Origin of the sequence: Algoriphagus iocasae (assembly GCF_014206875.1) — a bacterium.
GTDB lineage: Bacteria > Bacteroidota > Bacteroidia > Cytophagales > Cyclobacteriaceae > Algoriphagus > Algoriphagus iocasae.
Genome location: NZ_JACIJO010000006.1, coordinates 58,920 through 78,511, shown reverse-complemented (window position 1 = coordinate 78,511; position 19,592 = coordinate 58,920). Strand labels below are relative to the sequence as shown.

Here is a 19,592-nt window from a genome sequence, read left to right as displayed (position 1 = left end):
ATTTCTTAATTTACAGGATTCACTTCTAGCATGTATTGGGTTTTTTCCACCTTATTAGACACTGGTTCTAAAGCCATCAAATAGCGATAGATAGCTCTTAAATCTACATCTGTCATTCTAGCAAAACTGCCCCAAGGCATGGGGGAATGTTCATATAATCTTCCAGCTCTAAACCTAGCCACAAAAGCATCTTCAGACCAATCTGCAATTATTCCGGTTTCTGGATCCGGCGTTAAATTGGGAGTAATAAAATTAGCTCCTGGCGCTTCTTCAAACTCCAATCCTCTGCTGAATTTTGGTCCTATAAACTCACCACTCATTAGGTCTCTTGGGGAGTGACAACCCACACAATTGGCTACTGAATTAGCCAAGTATTTCCCATAAACTTCTGATGGCTCAATTGCTATAGATTTTGGTGGGGTTCCCGAAGGCCCTTCTGGCTTTATCAAGCCAAAAGCTAGAACAGCTTTGCCCATAAAACTATATTCTGTAGGCTTCACAAAATGATTGACGGGCTCTTGAGATCTCAAATAAGATAAAATCGCAACGACATCTTCATCAGACATATTCTGAAATGGCATCAAAGGAAATATGGGTCGGCCATCAGCTCCTATCGAATTTCTCATTACTCGAGCCACTTCTCCATCTGTCAGCTTCCCTATTCCCGTTTCCAAATCTGGAGTAAGGTTTCTAGATCTGATGACTCCAGGCTCAAATACAAATTCAGCTCCGCCTATCAGTAAAAGATCTTTCCCATTATCTACTTCAAGCGATCGCTCCGCAGTGTTATGGCATCCAGCGCAATGAGCAGGTCCATAAACAAGGTATTTTCCCCTTGCAATCAAGGTAGAATCCGAGCTGGCCGCTAATTCAGGATATGGTGCATCATACTTCTGATCCCATTTGAGGAGAACAAAGCCCACAAAACACAAAACGATGATGACAATAACGCCAACCATCCAACCGAAAAATTTCAAAACTCTTTTCATTCCTAATCTATATTGGTGGAAAATAAATTTCAAATACATGGAATGAATTCAACTTCAGTCTTAAAAAAATCTAAACTGGAGTAAATTCAAAAAATACTTCTACCTAAAAACAGTTTTAACTATTTGAAATGCAGTTTTTTATGGTTTAATAAGTTAAATATAATTTTTTAATCAACCATTGTATTATTCTTAGTTATTAAAAAAACCGGCTTCATTTGAATGAAGCCGGCTTTACTCTTTTCAGTTTCTATGAAAAATCAGAGTGCTACTCGCATGCCTGTCTCAGCAGATTTCAAAATTGCCTGCACAATTCGGATATCTCTCAATCCTTCTTCTCCAGGCACTAAGACTGGTTGATCATCCAAAATGGACTTGGCATCGCGATCCATTTGATATGCCTGTTGACTAGGAACTTGGTAAGGAAAATTAATTTCTCCTAATGGACTTTTCCCTTTGTTGCCATTATATCCTGAGAAAGGAGCTATTTCTATCTTACCCTTTTCGCACTGGATGTTTAGGAAGTTTGTATTCTCAAAAAACGAAGTTTTGATGGTCGCCATTACATTGTTTGGAAACTCAAGCTGTGCTTCCACCACTTCCCCTAATCCATCCTTGTAGATTTCTGGTCGCTCTGCCCATACTTTTGCAGCTTTAACAGCGATTGGCTCCATGCCTGTCCCTAACCTTGCCCCTTGGATCGAATATACCCCCATATCATAAATTACACCGCCCCCCATTTCACGTTTCTGCTTCCAATGGTCCGTTCTTCCCTCACGATATCCTGCTGCGCAGTCCACGTTTAATACATTCCCCAATTTTTTATTATCTACTATATCTTGATACGCCATCGTATTTGGCTCGTGCTGACATCGGTAACCAATCGATAACTTCACGCCATTTTCGTTACAGGCATCAATCATCGCTTGACATTCCTCTGCAGTAACTGCCATGGGTTTTTCACACCAAACATGCTTCCCAGCTTTGGCAGCTCGGATTACATATTCTTTATGCATGGAAGGGGGTAAAACGACATAGACCACATCTATTTCTGGATTATCCGCAATGGAATCGAAATTCTCATAATTATAAACATTGCCTTGAGGGATATTATATTTCCCTCTCCAAACAGGGATTTTTGATGGCGTACCTGTCACAATGCCAGCCAAATAACAATTTTCGGTTTGTTGGAGTGCCGGAGACAAAAGATCTGTGCTATAATATCCTAACCCAACAAGTGCAACACCCAGTTTATCTTTTTTTCGGGTTTTACCGAAAATAGAAAAAGGGGAAATCAAGCTGGCTCCGGTTGCTAGAGTAATACCTTTGATAGAATCTCTTCTGGTAATTAGTTTCATGAAATCAGGGTTTGGTGGATGAATAAAAATTTGGTACTCATTAAGTTAATCGAAAAATAAACCCGAGCCAAAAAAGATGATGCAAGAAAAATGTCTCGAATTAAATAATAAAGGAGCTTGATATTCTAACAAGCTCCTTTATTATTTTACAAATCCCACTTGATTGTCAGTAAACCATACCTAGGTTGAACCAAATAAGAATAGGTACTAATCAGGTTATCTGTAAAGCTATCTCTACGGATGGATCGGGTGTCTAAGATATTCCAAACAGAAACTCTAAACTCCCAAGGGCTTGATTTTCCTTGATAACTCAAAAAAGCATTTAGAAAATCAAATTCACTTTGAGTTCCAGAGCCCTTGTTATTATAGGTATTCAGTGCGTAGTCCGCATTTAGTTTTAATCCCTTCCAAATATCCCAGTCTACTTCGATTTTTGGAGTATGGGTATTGAAAGTGTTTTGAGTGCTCTGACCTTGGTATTTATTGGTCGCAAATGTATAACTCAAATCGACCTCTACTTTTTTGAAAAAGGTAGTAGTCCCTTTCAACTGATAATTCTGCGAGAATTGCTTGTTCTGATTGACCTCATCATTGATCAGGTTATTGGTAGTGAATGAATTCCAACCTCCACTTGCACTCATTTTGAAGGTGTTGAATTTCTTATCCACATTGAAATTCCCATTCAAGGTCTCATTCACCGGCTCAATATTCATTACTGTCAAAAACCGATTAATGCCTTGAAAATCCGTGGTATTTACAATATCATTTTTCTTTCGCTGCCAATTTACAGTCCCATACATATTCAGGGATGAGAAGAAATCATAATGGGTATAGTAAAGTGAATGATTGGAAAACAAGCCATTATCCAACATCCTGTTACCAGTAAAAATGGAATTGTAGTCTTGAATAACAAACCCTTCGGCAAGCTTCTGCACATCCATAAAACTCGCTGTTTGCTGGAATCTGTAAACCAAAGACCGGTTTGATTTAATAGCCCATTTGGCATACATACCAGGCAAGAACAGAAACTTTTCGGTATCTCTTTGGTTTTCAAACTGGATATCCTGCCATGCATAACGATGAGCAAAAACCGATGGACTCAATATTAAATCCTTCCATTTGGTTTTATAAGTCATTCCCAAATACGCGTCCTGAATTCCAAAACGATTGTCATTAGAAAATTCTGAAAAAGAATTCTCAGAGTCTGGCAAAATCTGATTCAAACCGGAAATCATATCCTGTCTGGTATTGGTATATCCTAAATTCCAATTCAAGTGATTGGTGGCATTGAGAATATGATAATAGTTAAAGGACCCCTCTAAAGTCCTCGAATGAACTTCTTGCTGTTGTAAAAACCGGTAAGACTCGCTATCCATCACCGGAAGTAATCCTACAAATGGTTTCTGATTCGTAGTCAAATCATACAGCGGATCCTGATACTTTTTCTCCCAGTTGAGTTCCATCGAAAAAACCCTTTTTTCCGAAGGAGCATGATACCATTCTGCTTTTTGCTGAATGCTGTAAGGTCTTCTTGATTGGAGATTATTGATTTGCTGTCTAAAATTTCCAAAATCAGAATCCATGATATTTCTATTTTGGATATCAGACATTTTGCCAAAGACCGAGTATTTCACATAGGTTTCCTCTCTAGGAGTATAGGTCAAAGCATATTTCATCAATCCAGAGGCGTTCTCTACAGTACTGGCTGTACTCAGATTTTCCTGGTTATTTTCATCATTTCGCAGATAGGTACGCTGAGAATTGCTACCCAGCTTATTCTCAGAAGTTGACCCGATAATAAACCCAGAATGCCTCCATTTAGAACTTGGATGGTAATTTAAATTAAACGCTCCCAATGCAGTTTCTAAGGATGCCGCATTATTTCGTTGCGCCATTGGAATCCCCATATCTTCCCCACTGAGGGAAATAGAAGAACCTGTTCTACTTCCTAGGCCTGACATTCCTCCACTAAACCGGAAATAGTCTTGTAAGGTGAAAGGAAGCTCCCCGACATTATTTGCATCTGCGATTAAATTCAGATTAAGTTTTGGGGAATAATAAAAAGCATTGGCATGTCCCAAATACCTTTCTTTTGGACCTCCTCCAGCTTGCAAATCCCCAAAAACCATCCTTTTCTTTCCATCTTTCAGTTGAATATTCAATGCCAAAGATTCGTCATTATCCAGACCTCGAATCGGAGAAACTTCATTGAAATTTTTTAGTACCTGAACGCGATCCACTGCATTTGCAGGCAAGTTTTTAGTGGCCAATTTGGTGTCTCCGTCAAAAAAATTCTTCCCATCTACCATGACTTTATCCACTGTCTTTCCCTGAACTTTTACTCCCCCATCTTCATCCACTTCAAATCCCGGAAGTTTCTCCAAAACATCTTTGAGCTTTCTTTCTGTTCCGGTGGTGAAAGCATCTGTTTTATAGGTTAGCGTGTCTCCCTGCATCGTTACTGGCAATTCTGTTACCACCTCTACCTGATCCAGCATGGTTTCATCAGTGGACAAAACCACTTGAATAGGCTCGTCAGGAGACCATTCTGTAAACACTCTTTCAAACTGCTTATACCCTACAAATGAGATTCGAATCAAATATTCTGAACCTGGAACCAAAGCTAGTTTAAATCGCCCTTCCGCATTGGTGATTGCAAAAGCGCCGATCTTCTGGGTGCTTTGATTGACAGCCACCACATTGGCGTAACTGATAGGATGATTTAAGGAATCCAAAACTTGCCCTACAAAATTCTTCGTCTGGGAAAAGCCGGAAAAAGACATCAAACTCAGTAGAATTACTCCTACAAAAACCCTAAAAATCAATTTCATGTTGGTTTAGTTTTCTTGATTTTAGCGGTTTATTAATTCCCGATTTTGATAACCATCTGATTCTCTCCCGGCTTTCCTTGGTATTTTTTCATCATATCCTGCATCTTTTCCTCTGCCAAAGCTCGATAATCTGCACTGCTCATTTCCTTCCCTTTATTGGGAATTTGAATCTCTACTTTCTCCTCAGGATTCAGGACAATTTTTTCGCAGATTAGGGTAGATCCAGCATTATGAAGTTCCAAAATCAATCCTGGTAATCCCCAATACTCTGAAGGTCCATGGCTGACAGGAATTTGCGGGGTGTACCAAGCTTCGATAAGCACTGTGTCTTTTACAGATTCCATTTCTTCCATTCCTGTGGAAAAGCGCTTGGAGTCTACAATTTTCGAATAGGTTGCTTTTTGACAGGTGTAATTCCCAATGGTTTTGGTTTCATCCGACAATTCCCAATCGTAACTATTCAATTTATCATTGACCAAAAATTCTTTTCCCATCAGATCCTTTTCTTCAAGATATTTTTGATCGGCTAGGTTTTTATACAAAACCAAGTCGCTGCTGCCGGTGTTGATGACGATTGTCGCTCCACCAGAAGAAGCTGAAGCTGGGCCAGACCCCAAACTCTCTGCTTGTTTCCAATTCGATTCCCCTTGTGTGAAAGTCAGTACATACTCTTTTTCCATTTGCTTTTTCAACTGGCGTTGAATATCTGCCATTGCCTCTGGAGCCATTTTGGAGCTATCCATGGAAAACTTGAAACTTGATGAAGACTTATAGTAAGCTCTTCCAGTCAATCCTTGAGCATTCGTCGTTCCGACAAAAGCCATTAAAACAATAAATCCGAGTAGTAAAATTTTGGTTTTCATAGTTATCTTTCTTTGCTACAAAGAACTAAAATCGGCCTAAACAGCTGAGTTAACCAGTGTTAACGTGTGTTAACATTCAGGTTTTCAATTTCTATGCTCCTAATTTAGCATCGTGAAAAAGCTGCAATTCAAGCGTATTGGTATCCTTATCGGGTTCACTTTGGTGATCAGCATCGCTGTGCAGATTTACCGAAACATCTCTCAATTTCATCAAATTGAGGATCAGCTAATCAGTGATATCCAGTTGAGTTTAGACAATGCTTTGGAAGCCTATTTTGCTGATTTGGCAAAAACTGATGTTTTCACCTTTACCGAATCCACTCCTAAAACAAGCACCGTTACTATCCCAGACTCAGTTGACACCGATAGCATCAAAGGAAGCTTTTTTAAAAGAATAGGAAAGAGCAAAATGATTCTGAGAACATTGGAATCGGCAGAAGGATTTGATTCTCTTAGAGCTTCTTTGTCCACTGGAGATTCAATTGGCGATTTTGATTTTATTCCAAAACTGAGTTTTGATTCGCTGAAAAACATGGCAGTGGATGAGGTAAATCACATCAACATTTTTCGAGGATTGGAATCGGCGGACAGCATTCACAGACTCAAAGCTTTGACCAATACGATTATCATTTCGATCACTCGTGATTCATTGAATTTCAATAAAATCAATGAACTGTTTCAAGCAGATTTGGACCGAAAAGGGATCAGCATAGATTATGGAATGTTGCATTTCGAAAAAGACACCATCGCTGGTTCCTATAATTATCCGGCCTTGGAGCAAATGCCTTTTAAAACTGTTTCTAATTCTACTTTCTTGCCAAGGGGACAAAAATTAGAATTGTATTTTGAAAACACTGCACTCAATATTCTCAAAAGAGGAATCTTCGAGATTTTGACTTCTTTGATCTTTTTAATGATCATTTCTTATGCTTTCTACTATCTCTACCAGACGATAAAAAATCAAAAAGAAGTAGCAGAAATCAAGCAAGACCTGATCTCTAACATCACCCACGAATTCAAAACCCCTATTGCGACCACCCTTTCGGCGATCGAAGGAATCGAGCAGTTTAACCCGACAAACGACCCTGAAAAGAACAAGCGATATTTGGGGATTTCAAAAATGCAGTTGCACAAACTGAACCTGATGGTGGAGAAGTTACTGGAAACCGCCACCTTGGATTCGGAGCAATTGATGCTGAGAATGGAAGAAATTGACCCTGAACCGATCCTCCGAAGCCTGCTTCAAAAGTACCAGACTTTGGCACCAGAGAAAGAAATCGAACTGCAGGTCCCAGCTCAGATTCATCCGATTTTGGTGGACTCTTTTCACTTCGAAAATGTAATTTCTAACCTGCTGGACAATGCCATCAAATATGGTGGTGATCAGATAAAAATCAGTCTGGATCAAAGCAATAAAACCAAAATTAAGATTTGGGATAATGGAGGAAAAATATCCTCAGGGCAAAAAGAACGGATTTTCGAACAATTTTACCGCATTCCGCAAGGAAATCTTCATGATGTAAAAGGCTTTGGAATTGGTCTTTATTACGTCAAAAAAATCATTGAAAAACACGGAGGAGAGATCGATTTACAGATCGCAGCAAAAAGCACTTCCTTTACCACGACTTGGCCATGAATGCAAAAACAAAAGTAGTACTGGCGGAGGATGAAATCTCATTGGGGATGATCATCCAGGAAAGTTTGGAAAGCCGGGATTTTGAGGTAATTCTATGCTCAAACGGGGAAATTGCATGGGAAAAATATAAATCTAACAAACCTGATATTTTGGTCTTGGATGTAATGATGCCTAAGAAAGATGGATTCAGCCTTGCCGAGCAAATAAGGAAAATCGATCCTTTTACGCCTATCATTTTTCTCACTTCAAAAGGCCAGACTGAGGATGTTGTCAAAGGGTTTGGATACGGTGCAAATGATTATATCCGAAAGCCATTTAGCATGGAGGAATTGATCGTCAGAATTAATGCACAACTGGACAGAAAAGCTCTTAGAACCCAGCAAAGTGATTGGCTTCAGATAGGTAAATTCGAGTTTCATCCTACGAGACAATTGCTAAAATTAGGCGACAGTGAATCTCCATTAACTGCCAGAGAATCCCAGCTACTTCAAATTCTTCTAGAAAACTGCAATGACATCACCGACAGAAGTCTGATTTTGACTCAAATCTGGGGAGCAGATGATTTCTTCAACGCCCGTAGCATGGACGTTTTTATCACCAAACTCCGCAAGAAACTTCAGGATGATCCAGAGATCCAAATCCTGAATATTCGGGGATATGGGTACAAATTAGTTTGCTAAAAACCTTTCGTCACGAATCATTTTTCCACAGGCAATCTTGCTCCAGTCTCTTCTAGCCACTTCTCAAGTTTGATTTGAAGCTGATCGGCAATGGCTTTACGCGTCGAAATAACATTGACTTTTTCCTCCATATCAAAATCAAGATTATACAACTCATCCTGACTTCCATCAAAATAATGGATCAACTTATAATCTCCTGATCTGACAATCGCATAAGGAACTATGTCATTTAATCGATAATGAGGAAAATGCCAAAACAGATCCCGATCAACTTTCTGAGACGGGTTTTCCAAAATTGGCTTCAATGAAATTCCTTCCAATCCTTCCTGAACAGGGTTCTCTCCCATAAAATCCAAGATAGTCGGTATCCAATCCATCGTAATTATTGGGCTTTCACTAAGAGCTCCCATCGGGAGTTTTCCTGGCCAACTGACAATCGTCGGCACCCTGATTCCCCCTTCGTATGGATAGCCTTTCTGTGATTTTAGTGGATAATTATTGGTAATTGGGTTCTCATAATCCCAAATCAAACCACCGTTATCGGATGTAAAAATCACTAATGTTTTTTCTCTCAAGCCCAGCTTATCTAAAGCTTCAATCACTTTTCCTACATTCTGGTCTACGCTTTCCACCAAGGCAGCATACTCAGGATTTCTTTGATTTCCTGGCTCTTTTTGCTTGTATTTCTCCACCAGATCAGGCTTTCCCATGATCGGCGTGTGAACAGCATATGGAGCCCAATGAATAAAAAATTTCTTCTCTTTTTTACTTCGAATGTAGTCAACTACTTCATCCCCTTCTCTATCAGTTAGGAATTCACCTTCTTTCCGTGGCTTCAAAGTGGTGATCTCATAGAAATCTCTTGGTTGAGCTGGCAAATAGGGATCAAAATAACTCGGTGGTTGGCCCAAATCATTACCTCCTATATTCACATCAAAACCTTGGTCTGTAGGATAAAAGCCTTCTTCTCCCAAATGCCATTTCCCCACATGAAGGGTCTCGTAGCCATAACCTTTCATCCTTTCGGCAATCGTCACTTCTTCGAGTGGCAAAAAGCCTTGGATTTTTGGGGTCTTAAGTGGTTTATCTTCAAAAACTTCATACTCTCTTGGCAAACCGGAAGTAGTCACTCCTTGGAATTTTGCACGTATCCAATCCGTAATCCCCAATCTTGCCGGATATTTCCCTGTCAGCATCGCCGCTCTGGTTGGAGAACAAATAGCCGCAGCAGCATAGGAATTGGTAAATAGAATCCCTTCGGAAGCGAGCCGATTAATATGAGGTGTTTCATAAAAATCACTTCCCAATGGCTCAATATCTGCCCAGCCCAGATCATCTACATGAATAATCAGGACATTGAAATCTTGGGGAAATGCAGGTAACGCAACTAAGCCTATAAGGGAAAGCACCAAAAATATTCGCTTCATAAAATTTGAATTTGCCTAAAAGTAAAAATTCCGAGTGAAAACCCGGAATTCTGATAAAAGCAATTCAATTAATATCAATTTTGACTTGCGAGCATTTCTTTACTCTTGGCAAGATTTTTCCTGAATAATTCTAAATCGCGATGGGAATTCTCAGTCCCCAATTCAATCGCTTTTTTAAAGTAAGGAATCGCTTCTTCGATTTTCCCAAGAGCAAGTAATCCATCTCCATAGGAATCATAAACATTGGCCGATTCAGGATTTCTTTCTAGATTTTTCTCGAATAAAACTAAAGCCTGTTCATTTTTATCGTGTCTCATAAGACTATAGCCTAGCATATTGTAGACCCTCTCACTCAAAAGCGACTTTATAATGTAGCTTTCTAAGCCATTTATAAATCCTTCAAATTCTTGAGGGTCAGATTCCAATGCAGCTGACATGATAGACAGATTAACATCCGTATTAATTAATTGCTTTACAGCCATTGTGATCTCCAACGATCTTTGATTGGGAAGAAAATTCATTCCTCCTGAAGTCAAGACCAAGGAAGCATTTTTGTTTTCAAGCGTGTATTCCTCAAAAAATTCAACTTTTCCATCGATAATAAGTTGGTAGAATTCTCTAGAGTTCATGGAAAGCTTGCCCATCATAGGATACATATCATTTCCTCTCCCAAGTATTATGATTGATTTCTTGTTGGGATTTTCTTTGGCTTTCCAGTTAAGCTTATTCTCTTCTAAAAGCCCCAAAAATGAATTTACTTCCTGTTCGTTTACGTCTGAATGGCGACTTTTTAAAAATTTCTGAAATTCAAGATATTCTTGCCCAAGCAACTCGCCATCTAATCCTTTTTCATCTAAATATGCGGTCAAATTTGCAACATTCTCCAAATCCATCACTGGATCAAGGTAGATCATTCCTTTGACTTGATTTGGGTATTTAACAGCAAACTCTCGGGTCACTTCATTCCCCCAATTATTTCCAACCAAAATATAGGGAGGCTCAATTTCAAGAGTTTCCAGTAATAATTGAAGCTGATCCGCCCTACTTTCTACAGTAACCTTCTCTCCCATTAGTTCAGACCATCCTATACCGGAGCGGCTATAAGATAGGACCGGTGAAAATTCAGCTACCTGATCTACCACTTGATCCCAAACATTCAATTCCTCAGTCAACCCAGCCTCAAAAATGACTATTGGCTGCTTAATTTTTCTTTCCTCTAAACCAATCTTTCTAACTTGTATTTGGCTCCCATTGACCTCAACAGTATCGTACTTCACTTGAGCTTGAAGGGAACAATTAATAGTTAAAACCACTATCAGTCCTGCTAAAAATATCTTTTTCATTTGACAAGGGATTATAATGAACTAATAATTTATGTCATATAATCTGCTTTTCAAATATTTCTGGCTGATTTATAGAATTTTAACTAAAAATCAAATGGATTATTTGGCTCTATTTTTCCCATTTTCTATTCTAGAGCATTAATACTTCAAGCTCTTTAAATAAGCAATACTTTTTGGTAAGTTTTCTAACTCTTGATCACTTTCATCCTCGATAAACATATGTTTGATTCCAATCCGATTTGATTCGCGAAGAATACCCGGAATATCCAGCTCTCCTGTCCCAAGCGGCACATCATTTTCAGGACCTGTCAAACCTGTCATATCTTTTGGGGCACCTTTTCGGAAATCTTTCAGATGTAGAGAAACCCATCGATTCCCGTATTTTTTCAACAATGCCACTGGATCGCCACCTCCAAAATGTGTCCACATCACATCCATTTGGAGTGAAACATATTCAGGATTCGTGTTTTCGATGATATAATCCAGTAAAGTACCATCTCCGTAAGGCTGAAATTCATATCCATGAACGTGGTATTTGAAAATAATCCCGTTTTCCTTCAACACCTTACCTCCTTCATTGAATGCTTTGATCGCACGGTCTGCATTTTCTTTTGTGAAATCTCCATTGTGAGGAATCCAAGCACACATCACGTACTTGGCTCCGAGAGCTTTCACGCGATCTGCCACTGCCTGTGGATTTTCCTCCAACTGCTCAAAGCCGGTTCCAGTAGATGGGATACTGATTCCTCGCTCCGCACAGAGTTTTTTGAATTCTTCCGGCGAAAGGCCAGCCGTTCCTCCTTCGTATTCTTTAAATCCCAGTTTTTGGATAATGTCCAGAGTTTGCTCAACTCCTTTCGGAAACTCATTTCTAAAAGTATAAGCTGCTATTCCCAATGGAGCCTGAAACAAAGGATCTCCTTTTTGCTGTGCAAAGGAGTCCACGGATCTAAAGGAGATTAAAAAAGTAACTAAAACGAGAACGAATATTTTTTTCATTTCTATAAAATTGAATTCAATATTTTTTGAAGGGATTGAATAAAAAACCGACCGAGGTTGTTTTCGGCCGGCTCATAATTACAGATTCTGCTTATTTAACTCTTCCACTGCGTGATTAGCAGCTCTTGCCGTCAGAGCCATGAAAGTCAGAGTTGGATTTTGCGTACTAGTACTGGTCATGCAAGCACCATCGGTTACGAAAACGTTTTTACAATGATGCAGCTGATTCCATTCATTGAGCAATGAATCTTTAGGGTCTTTCCCCATTCTTACACCTCCCATTTCATGAATATCTGAGCCAGGAGCAGAATGCGAATCCTCCACTTTGATGTTTTTAAATCCTGCTCGCTCATACATTTCTGTTTGTTGAGCCACGAAATCAGCAGCCATTTTATCATCATTTTCTTTCCATTCTACCGAAAGAATAATCTGAGGAATTCCATATTTATCCACTTGATCTGGACTGAGTCGCATATGATTGTCCTCAACCGGAACAGTTTCACCCTGCATCCAAGAAGCTAAGCCCCAGACATCATTATACTTTTGGTTAAGCAAATTATCGCGCAATTCATCTCCAATCATACTGGTATCAGAACCCAATCCTCTTCCACCCGACATGCCGATGGAATATCCTCTTAGAAAATCAGTGTCCTGCTTAAACACATTTCTAAACCTTGGCACATAGGCATGGCCAGGATTCCTTCCCAGATTGGCTTTATCCAAAAATCCTTCAAAGGTCGCATATCCTTTTCCTCTATAGTTATGACATGCTAGAAATTTACCCATCAAACCATTTTCATTTCCGATTCCACCTGAAAATGTAGAAGATTTCGAATTCAATAAAATCGCATTGGACGCAATGGTAGAAGCATTAACAAAAATAATTTTCGCATAAAACTCAATCGCTTCTTTGCTATGCCTGTCGATGATTCTTACCCCTGTCGCTTTGCCCTTGGCATCGTCATATATAATGGATTCGACAACAGAATCAGGTCTGATCGTTAAATTCCCTGTCTTCTCAGCCCAAGGAAGTGTCGATGCATTGGCGGAAAAATATCCTCCATAAACACAACCGCGATTACACATGGCCTGATGCTGGCATTTATTTCTACCCTGTTGCTTATGGATTTCCTGAGGATCTGTCAAATGCGCGCATCTACCTTGAATCAAGTGTCTATCTCCATAATTAGACTTCAGCTGCTCTTTGTAATAATTCTCGATACAGCTCAATTCAAAACCTGGCATTACCTCAGAATCCGGAAGTTCGGGTAATCCGTCCTTACTTCCTGCAATTCCTGCAAATCGCTCCACATATTCATACCATGGATTTAGATCTTTGGCTCGAATCGGCCAATCAACTGCAAATCCATCTCTGGCAGGGCCTTCAAAATCATAATCCGACCAGCGCTGAGTGGCTCTGGCCCAAAGCAAAGATTTTCCTCCTATATGATAGCCTCTAAACCATCGAAACGGTTTCTCTTGGATAATTGGCTGCTCATCATCTGCCAATGCCCAATGGGCGGTTTCTTCTCTCAACCATCTACCTCCACCGACTCCTGATCTCTTTTCTAAAGGCACAGCACCACGGAATTCAAACTCCCAAGGAGCTTTGGAGGCAGTTGGATAATCTTCAATATGTTTGACCATTCTTCCTCTTTCGAGCACGAGTGTTTTCAAACCTTTTTCCGTCAATTCTTTTGCTGCCCATCCACCACTGGCTCCAGAACCAATAACTATGGCATCGTATGTTCTTTTTTCTTTTGAATCTTGTAGCATTTTTTCTGTCTCTTAAGCTTGGGCTGGAACATCTGCACATCCGGTATAAAAACCAGGGGCAACTTTATAATCTCTATAATCCACCATTACTTCTTTCACAGTGGTAAATCCTGTAATCGTTTCTGATTTCATCAGGTCAAAAAACTCCTGATCAGCTTCGACTTCAGAATCTTTCAAGCTTAACAACATCGCTTCTCTCTCTTCTTTAGAAGCTTTCAGAAAGCCTTTTTCATCCAAACTCGCCAATTGCAATTTGATTTGATCCTGATCTTCCTTTTCGAAGCAATGTTCAAAAAGCTTCATCATATAGATGTCTGTTCCGGTGCTTAATGCTCCAATGGGTTTGGCATCTGGAGTTGGAGTTTTTGGAGGCAGACCTTCAGGGATAATAGTGTCTGCTATGGCGGAAATAAGCTTTTCCTCCTTAAAAGTAAAAAATCCTTTGTGATTGATTCCGTCCAGGAGTTGCCACTTCCAGTCTGCGAGGACCAGTCCGGTAATACCAACTACAGTTCCTCCCAGAATCTTGAGAGACTTTCTTCGGTTCATAATAGGTTAGATTGGGTTATAATTTTACCAATATACTTAAACTAGCTAAATCCAAAACCCCAAATCCGCTAATGGTGAGACAATTGGATCAATGGTTTCTTGACAACCATTCTAAAAAATCACTTTATCCTTCTTGACGATATACTGGAATAATTCAAATTTCAATTTATCTTGAACAATTAAATCCAAACAAACCTATGAACAAAACCTTATTGAAAATCACTCCAGCAATTGGAATCATTGCTGTTTTGGTATCCTGTAGCAAACCCTCTGGCAATTCTGAAACCGAAATAGCCACAGAAGTAGAGGAAACAGATTCTAACTATCTTTCCCAACCATTAATTACCGACAACTTTACCGCTGATCCTTCAGCACATGTTTTTGATGGAAAAATCTACATCTATCCTTCCCATGATATCGAATCAAATGTTCCTCAGGATGATCTGGGGTCTCATTTTAATATGATGGATTATCATGTTTACTCAATGGACTCTCCATCTGCGACCCTTGTAGATGAAGGAAAGGTCCTCGCAGTAGAAGATATTCCTTGGGCAAAAAGACAACTTTGGGCACCAGATGCCGCCGAAAAAGACGGAAAGTATTATTTGTATTTTCCGGCCAAAGATGAAAACGATATTTTCAAAATAGGGGTGGCAGTGGGAAATACACCTACCGGACCATTCACTGCTCAGCCGGAAGCTATCAAAGGTAGCTATAGCATCGATCCTGCTGTTTTTGAAGATTCAGATGGATCCTATTATATGTATTTCGGAGGCATCTGGGGAGGCCAACTTCAGAAATACAGAAACAACAAATTTGATGATAAAGGATCTGCTCCAACGGATGGTTTACCTGCAGATGATGAACCTGCTTTAGGTCCAATTATCGCCAAGATGAGCGATGACATGCTAGAATTTGCAGAGACTCCTAAAGAAATTAAGATTTTGGATGAAAACGGATCTCCTCTATTAAATGGTGATAACGCAAGAAGGTTCTTTGAAGCAGCCTGGGTTCACAAGTATGATGGAAAGTATTATTTATCCTATTCCACAGGCGATACTCATTTCATCGCATATGCCACTGCTGACAATCCTTACGGACCATTTACCTACCAAGGCGTTGTATTGAATCCTGTAGAAGGTTGGACCAACCACCATTCTATAGTAGAAGTAAACGGGGATTGGTACTTATTCTATCATGACACTCAGCTTTCCGGAGAAACGCATTTGAGAAACATCAAAATGACAAAATTAACCCATCAGGCGGACGGGACTATCCAAACTATCGATCCGAATAATTAAAGGAATATCCTAAGGAAAAGTAGGAGCGTAGTTTATTGTCTTTGTTATTGCTGCTGACTCCAATTGTTATCGGTCCAAGGATGGATTGGTAGGTCATATCAAATCCATATCCAGCATAGGTTTCATCTTTAAAAATACTATTGATGAAACCTTCTTCTTGGAACCTATACGCTTTACTAAATCCCAAATAATTGATTCCTGCTCTCAAGTAGACTTTTTTGATCGGGATAAATTGAGTCGTTAGACCTGCTTTCACAAAATTGGATGTTTTGACTTCTCCATAATTGAGCCCCCAGAAATTGGTGTCATTAAACCGAATATTTTGATATCCTCCCACAAAAAATTCCTGAAAACTTTTTTCTGCGGAGTTATTTGTGACGATTAATGCACCTGCAAACTCAGGTTTTAATTGAAATCCAGGTGTGATTTTCAAAAATTTTGAATACCTCCCCAACAAAGTAATATAAGGATCTGGTGTCAAATCCTCCGCCAAGCCATCCAGAACATCTTTAGGTAAAGAAACGATTACACCATCCAAATTGACATCTACCGTATCAAATCCTGCCTTTAAATTTATTTTGAGTTTATTATCAAAATGGAAAACTGATTCCAATAATCCCTCTGCTCCCCGGGTAGGATAATTTCTATTATCCTGTGAATTTCTATAATACCTAAACCGTAATCCTAAGGTCCTTTCTGTACCATTTTTTAGTGCATCGGAAAATATTCTATTGAAGCGATATCGAGTTTTGCTGAGTTCGTAAACAGCTCCAAATGCAAAAGACTGCTTTAAAGAGCCAGTCGTCATAATCTGAGCAGCAAAATTCGTATTTCTATCAACGGCAACTTCTGTTTCTTTCCCTTCAGTATATTCTGGAAGTTGCTGGCGCAATAAGTTTAATCGGGCATTGAATGCTAGATTTTTATTCTTTGAGAAGTAGTTATAATAATCAATTCGAGCTTTAGGATTTTCTGAAACATCTAACAGAAAGACAGTTCTACTGGATTTGCTTAATAAATCCCTAACTGTATAATTCACTAAAATCCCTGCCGAAAACTGATTATCGTAGTGAACAGCCAAATTCAAGAGTGAAGCTGGTTTTTCTTTTAACCTTACTTTGATATTATACCTGTTTTCACCGAATGGAATTAAGGAAAAATCCACTTTATAAAACCCATTGATTCCGTAGATTCGATCAATTCCTTTTTGGATTTCATCTCTTGTTTTAAAGGAGCCTACAGAAATATTAAATTTAGATTGCAACAGACTGTTGGTGAAAAGTTTATTCCCAACAAACTCAATCCCGCTCACTTGGATAGGGGCTTCTTCAAACCCCAAACCTGAAATCACATCTTTTCTTCCCAAACTATCGGCAAGTTGCTTGAAGTCATCATAGTATTTTTTTCCTGTAGAATCACCGAGAGCCAATATTTCTCGGTAGTTCCCAAAACTTCCTGTGGAATAAACCCCTAAGTCTGGTTTGATATATATTTCGCAATCCTCAATATTATCCTTGGTCTTTTTTAGAGATCTGGACATGGCAACTTGCATCAGAATTCCTCCGAAGCCACCCAATTCATCCACAGCCAAAAAATCCTCATCCGAAACATTAACACCAATGACTATATCTGCTCCCATTTGTTTGACCACATCAACCGGGAAATTATTAACAACACCGCCATCAACCACAGAAGTAGAATCCAGATCAAAGGCAGTAAAGGCGGTTGGGATGGCAATACTGGATCGCAACGCATCATGCAGGTATCCTTTGTCAAAAACAATTTCCTGTCCAGTAGAAATGTCAGTTGCTATACATCTAAATGGAATAGGGAATTCATCAAAATTCTTGTATTTATTCGCTGGCCAAGTATAATACTGTAAAACCTCAGATAGTTTTTGACCTTCTATCAGGCCAGAGGGGAGAGCTACTTTTCCATTTTTCACTGGAAGTTCAACCAAATAACGATTGTAATATTCCTTTTCCTCAAAAGCAATTGAGTTGAACTCCACCCTATTTGAAATCAGCAAATCCCAATCAATATTCAAAACGATTTGCTCTAGTTCATCGGCATTGTAACCTAGTGCATAAAGACCTCCAATCACGGATCCCATGCTTGTACCTACCACAAAATCAGGTTTGATTCCAGCTTTTTCCATGTAGCGGATTACACCCACATGGGCCATACCTTTGGCACCTCCTCCACTTAAAACCAGACCTATTTTAGGTCTGGTCTCAGTAGATGGTTCTTTTTGAAATGAAAATGAATTAAAGCTTGTGAACAAAAAAAGTAGGAGCGTTAAAACATAAATGTTGCTGCTTTGTCTCATGTTCACCAATTCTTATTTCCTGTTATTTTCTGTAGTCTAATGGAGCACTACGCTCTCCAGTTAAAGCTTCATAAGTAAATCCAGCACCTCTTCTCTTATCCAATTCAACTTTGGCTTTTTGAGCGATACTTGGATCTTTCAATAGATCAATGGCTGTTAAGGTAAGTGTTTTTGCTGCCACCATCATCCCTTTTTTACCAATGCTTGTCCCACCGGCAGCCACTGCCTGCCAAGTGTGTGCGGATGTACCAGGAACCCAAGTTGCTGTGCCTAGGCCAGCAGTAGGCACTAACCAGCTTACATCACCTACATCTGTAGATCCACCAGAACCTTTTTCATTTACTTCAAAGGGAGCGATTTTGGTTGCATCTTCAGGAGATACGATCACTCCGGCTGGATAGGTTTTAATGATATCCTCTGCGAATTTTCTTTCCTCATCATTATAAGATACTCCTCCTACCTTTTCTAGATTCTTATGCATTACAGATGCCAAAGTCTCATTTGGTAATAAGTTATAAACTCCATTGATTATTTCATATTCCATCCGAGTCTGAGTACCTAGAGCAGCTCCTTCAGCAGCATCCACCATTTTCGCAAAAATCTCTTTTACTTTCATGGCATCTGGGTGTCTGACATAATGATAGGATTCTGCAAAAGCCGGAACCACATTTGGAGCTTCACCACCTCTTGTGATCACATAATGCATTCTTGTTTCCATTGGCACATGCTCGCGCATTAAATTCACCATGAAGTTCATTGCCTCCACTGCATCTAAGGCAGACTTTCCCCGGTCTGGAGCTGCAGCAGCATGAGATGCCTCACCATAAAATCTGAATTTGGTAGAGATATTTGCCAAGGAAGAATTAGCTCCGGCATTATTGGCAGAAGACGGGTGCCAGTGAAGCATTGCATCTACATCATCCATAATTCCGGATTTAGCCATATATACTTTTCCTCCTCCGCCTTCTTCTGCAGGAGTTCCATAAACACGGATAGTACCTTGAACATTATTTTCCTTCATCCATTCCATCGCTGCTATCCCTGCAGCCACTGAAGCTGTTCCAAATAAATGGTGTCCACAAGCATGACCTGCACCTCCTTCTACAACTGGCTCTCTAAAGGGAACTGCTTTTTGAGACACACCCGGCAAAGCATCGAATTCGGCCATGATTCCTATAACAGGTTTTCCTGAACCATATTCCGCCATAAATGCTGTAGGAATATCAGCAACTCCAGCTTTTACAGTGAATCCTGCATCTGTCAATGTTTTTTGAAGCAATGCGGAACTTTTGGTTTCCAGGTATCCCAATTCTGCATAATCCCAGATAGTTTGGGAAACTTCTGAATAGAAAGGCGCCTTTTCATCCAGTTTTTTCAAAACCTCGTCTTGCGCTTTTACTCCAAAAGCCAAAAGCGAAAGACATGTGATCAATATTTTCTTCATTTGATTAGGGTTGTGGTTGATTTGCAATCGAAAAATAAGGATTGAATAACAGAATATTACAGAAGCTGTC

14 protein-coding genes are annotated in these 19,592 nt (G+C 39.6%); 3 read left to right on the top strand and 11 right to left on the bottom strand.

Annotation, left to right across the window (positions count from 1 at the left end; all coding sequences use genetic code 11):
* Window positions 1-5: 5 nt before the first annotated feature.
* The 4 genes from FHS59_RS22540 to FHS59_RS22525 form a co-directional block, all read right to left on the bottom strand.
* Window positions 6-989, bottom strand: coding sequence for a c-type cytochrome (locus FHS59_RS22540; protein ID WP_184498534.1), 984 nt, complete (start codon window positions 987-989; stop codon window positions 6-8).
* 257 nt (window positions 990-1,246) lie between these two features.
* The gene (locus FHS59_RS22535) at window positions 1,247-2,344 is read right to left on the bottom strand and encodes a Gfo/Idh/MocA family protein (protein ID WP_184498532.1); all 1,098 of its coding nucleotides are present in this window, start codon (window positions 2,342-2,344) and stop codon (window positions 1,247-1,249) included.
* A gap of 146 nt (window positions 2,345-2,490) precedes the next feature.
* Window positions 2,491-5,175, bottom strand: coding sequence for a carboxypeptidase-like regulatory domain-containing protein (locus tag FHS59_RS22530; RefSeq protein WP_184498530.1), 2,685 nt, complete (start codon window positions 5,173-5,175; stop codon window positions 2,491-2,493).
* 32 nt (window positions 5,176-5,207) lie between these two features.
* Complete coding sequence (locus tag FHS59_RS22525) at window positions 5,208-6,038, bottom strand: GLPGLI family protein (protein WP_184498528.1); 831 nt, start codon at window positions 6,036-6,038, stop codon at window positions 5,208-5,210.
* 112 nt (window positions 6,039-6,150) lie between these two features.
* Here FHS59_RS22525 and FHS59_RS22520 point away from each other — a divergent pair, with 112 nt between their 5' ends.
* Together FHS59_RS22520 and FHS59_RS22515 are read left to right on the top strand one after the other, a co-directional pair.
* The gene (locus tag FHS59_RS22520; RefSeq protein ID WP_184498526.1) at window positions 6,151-7,674 is read left to right on the top strand and encodes a sensor histidine kinase; all 1,524 of its coding nucleotides are present in this window, start codon (window positions 6,151-6,153) and stop codon (window positions 7,672-7,674) included.
* Window positions 7,671-8,354: a response regulator transcription factor gene (locus tag FHS59_RS22515; protein ID WP_184498524.1), complete on the top strand. Its 684-nt coding sequence runs from the start codon at window positions 7,671-7,673 to the stop codon at window positions 8,352-8,354. Before FHS59_RS22520 ends, FHS59_RS22515 begins: the two co-directional genes overlap by 4 nt.
* Before the next feature lie 17 nt (window positions 8,355-8,371).
* Here the strand turns inward: FHS59_RS22515 and FHS59_RS22510 are convergent, their stop codons facing one another.
* The 5 genes from FHS59_RS22510 to FHS59_RS22490 all read right to left on the bottom strand — a co-directional run bounded on the left by FHS59_RS22510 (window position 8,372) and on the right by FHS59_RS22490 (window position 14,448).
* The gene (locus FHS59_RS22510) at window positions 8,372-9,781 is read right to left on the bottom strand and encodes a sulfatase (RefSeq protein WP_184498522.1); all 1,410 of its coding nucleotides are present in this window, start codon (window positions 9,779-9,781) and stop codon (window positions 8,372-8,374) included.
* A 74-nt stretch (window positions 9,782-9,855) separates the two neighbouring features.
* Window positions 9,856-11,124, bottom strand: a complete 1,269-nt coding sequence (locus FHS59_RS22505; RefSeq protein ID WP_184498520.1) for an alpha/beta fold hydrolase — start codon at window positions 11,122-11,124, stop codon at window positions 9,856-9,858.
* A 138-nt stretch (window positions 11,125-11,262) separates the two neighbouring features.
* Window positions 11,263-12,123, bottom strand: a complete 861-nt coding sequence (locus FHS59_RS22500) for a sugar phosphate isomerase/epimerase family protein (protein WP_184498519.1) — start codon at window positions 12,121-12,123, stop codon at window positions 11,263-11,265.
* A 78-nt stretch (window positions 12,124-12,201) separates the two neighbouring features.
* On the bottom strand, window positions 12,202-13,899 hold the full coding sequence (locus FHS59_RS22495; RefSeq protein ID WP_184498517.1) for a GMC oxidoreductase: 1,698 nt from the start codon (window positions 13,897-13,899) through the stop codon (window positions 12,202-12,204).
* Between the two features lie 12 nt (window positions 13,900-13,911).
* Entirely contained in the window at window positions 13,912-14,448 is a 537-nt protein-coding gene (locus FHS59_RS22490; RefSeq protein WP_184498515.1) for a gluconate 2-dehydrogenase subunit 3 family protein, read from the bottom strand.
* Between the two features lie 197 nt (window positions 14,449-14,645).
* Here FHS59_RS22490 and FHS59_RS22485 point away from each other — a divergent pair, with 197 nt between their 5' ends.
* The gene (locus tag FHS59_RS22485; protein WP_184498513.1) at window positions 14,646-15,749 is read left to right on the top strand and encodes a glycoside hydrolase family 43 protein; all 1,104 of its coding nucleotides are present in this window, start codon (window positions 14,646-14,648) and stop codon (window positions 15,747-15,749) included.
* Here the strand turns inward: FHS59_RS22485 and FHS59_RS22480 are convergent.
* Window positions 15,730-18,078 carry a patatin-like phospholipase family protein gene (locus FHS59_RS22480; protein ID WP_184498511.1) on the bottom strand — a complete coding sequence of 783 codons (2,349 nt, stop codon included), beginning with the start codon at window positions 18,076-18,078 and terminating at the stop codon, window positions 15,730-15,732. The genes FHS59_RS22485 and FHS59_RS22480 overlap by 20 nt on opposite strands.
* 22 nt (window positions 18,079-18,100) lie before the next feature.
* On the bottom strand, window positions 18,101-19,522 hold the full coding sequence (locus FHS59_RS22475; protein WP_184498509.1) for an amidohydrolase: 1,422 nt from the start codon (window positions 19,520-19,522) through the stop codon (window positions 18,101-18,103).
* Window positions 19,523-19,592: the final 70 nt, after the last annotated feature.

Excerpts from the sequence above, each read along its gene's own strand:
- FHS59_RS22480 (WP_184498511.1), bottom strand. The coding sequence starts at position 18,078 with ATGAGACAAAGCAGCAACATTTATGTTTTAACGCTCCTACTTTTTTTG.
- FHS59_RS22530 (WP_184498530.1), bottom strand. The coding sequence starts at position 5,175 with ATGAAATTGATTTTTAGGGTTTTTGTAGGAGTAATTCTACTGAGTTTG.
- FHS59_RS22500 (WP_184498519.1), bottom strand. The coding sequence starts at position 12,123 with ATGAAAAAAATATTCGTTCTCGTTTTAGTTACTTTTTTAATCTCCTTT.
- FHS59_RS22485 (WP_184498513.1), top strand. The coding sequence starts at position 14,646 with ATGAACAAAACCTTATTGAAAATCACTCCAGCAATTGGAATCATTGCT.
- FHS59_RS22505 (WP_184498520.1), bottom strand. The coding sequence starts at position 11,124 with ATGAAAAAGATATTTTTAGCAGGACTGATAGTGGTTTTAACTATTAAT.
- FHS59_RS22490 (WP_184498515.1), bottom strand. The coding sequence starts at position 14,448 with ATGAACCGAAGAAAGTCTCTCAAGATTCTGGGAGGAACTGTAGTTGGT.
- FHS59_RS22525 (WP_184498528.1), bottom strand. The coding sequence starts at position 6,038 with ATGAAAACCAAAATTTTACTACTCGGATTTATTGTTTTAATGGCTTTT.
- FHS59_RS22510 (WP_184498522.1), bottom strand. The coding sequence starts at position 9,781 with ATGAAGCGAATATTTTTGGTGCTTTCCCTTATAGGCTTAGTTGCGTTA.
- FHS59_RS22475 (WP_184498509.1), bottom strand. The coding sequence starts at position 19,522 with ATGAAGAAAATATTGATCACATGTCTTTCGCTTTTGGCTTTTGGAGTA.
- FHS59_RS22515 (WP_184498524.1), top strand. The coding sequence starts at position 7,671 with ATGAATGCAAAAACAAAAGTAGTACTGGCGGAGGATGAAATCTCATTG.
- FHS59_RS22495 (WP_184498517.1), bottom strand. The coding sequence starts at position 13,899 with ATGCTACAAGATTCAAAAGAAAAAAGAACATACGATGCCATAGTTATT.
- FHS59_RS22540 (WP_184498534.1), bottom strand. The coding sequence starts at position 989 with ATGAAAAGAGTTTTGAAATTTTTCGGTTGGATGGTTGGCGTTATTGTC.
- FHS59_RS22535 (WP_184498532.1), bottom strand. The coding sequence starts at position 2,344 with ATGAAACTAATTACCAGAAGAGATTCTATCAAAGGTATTACTCTAGCA.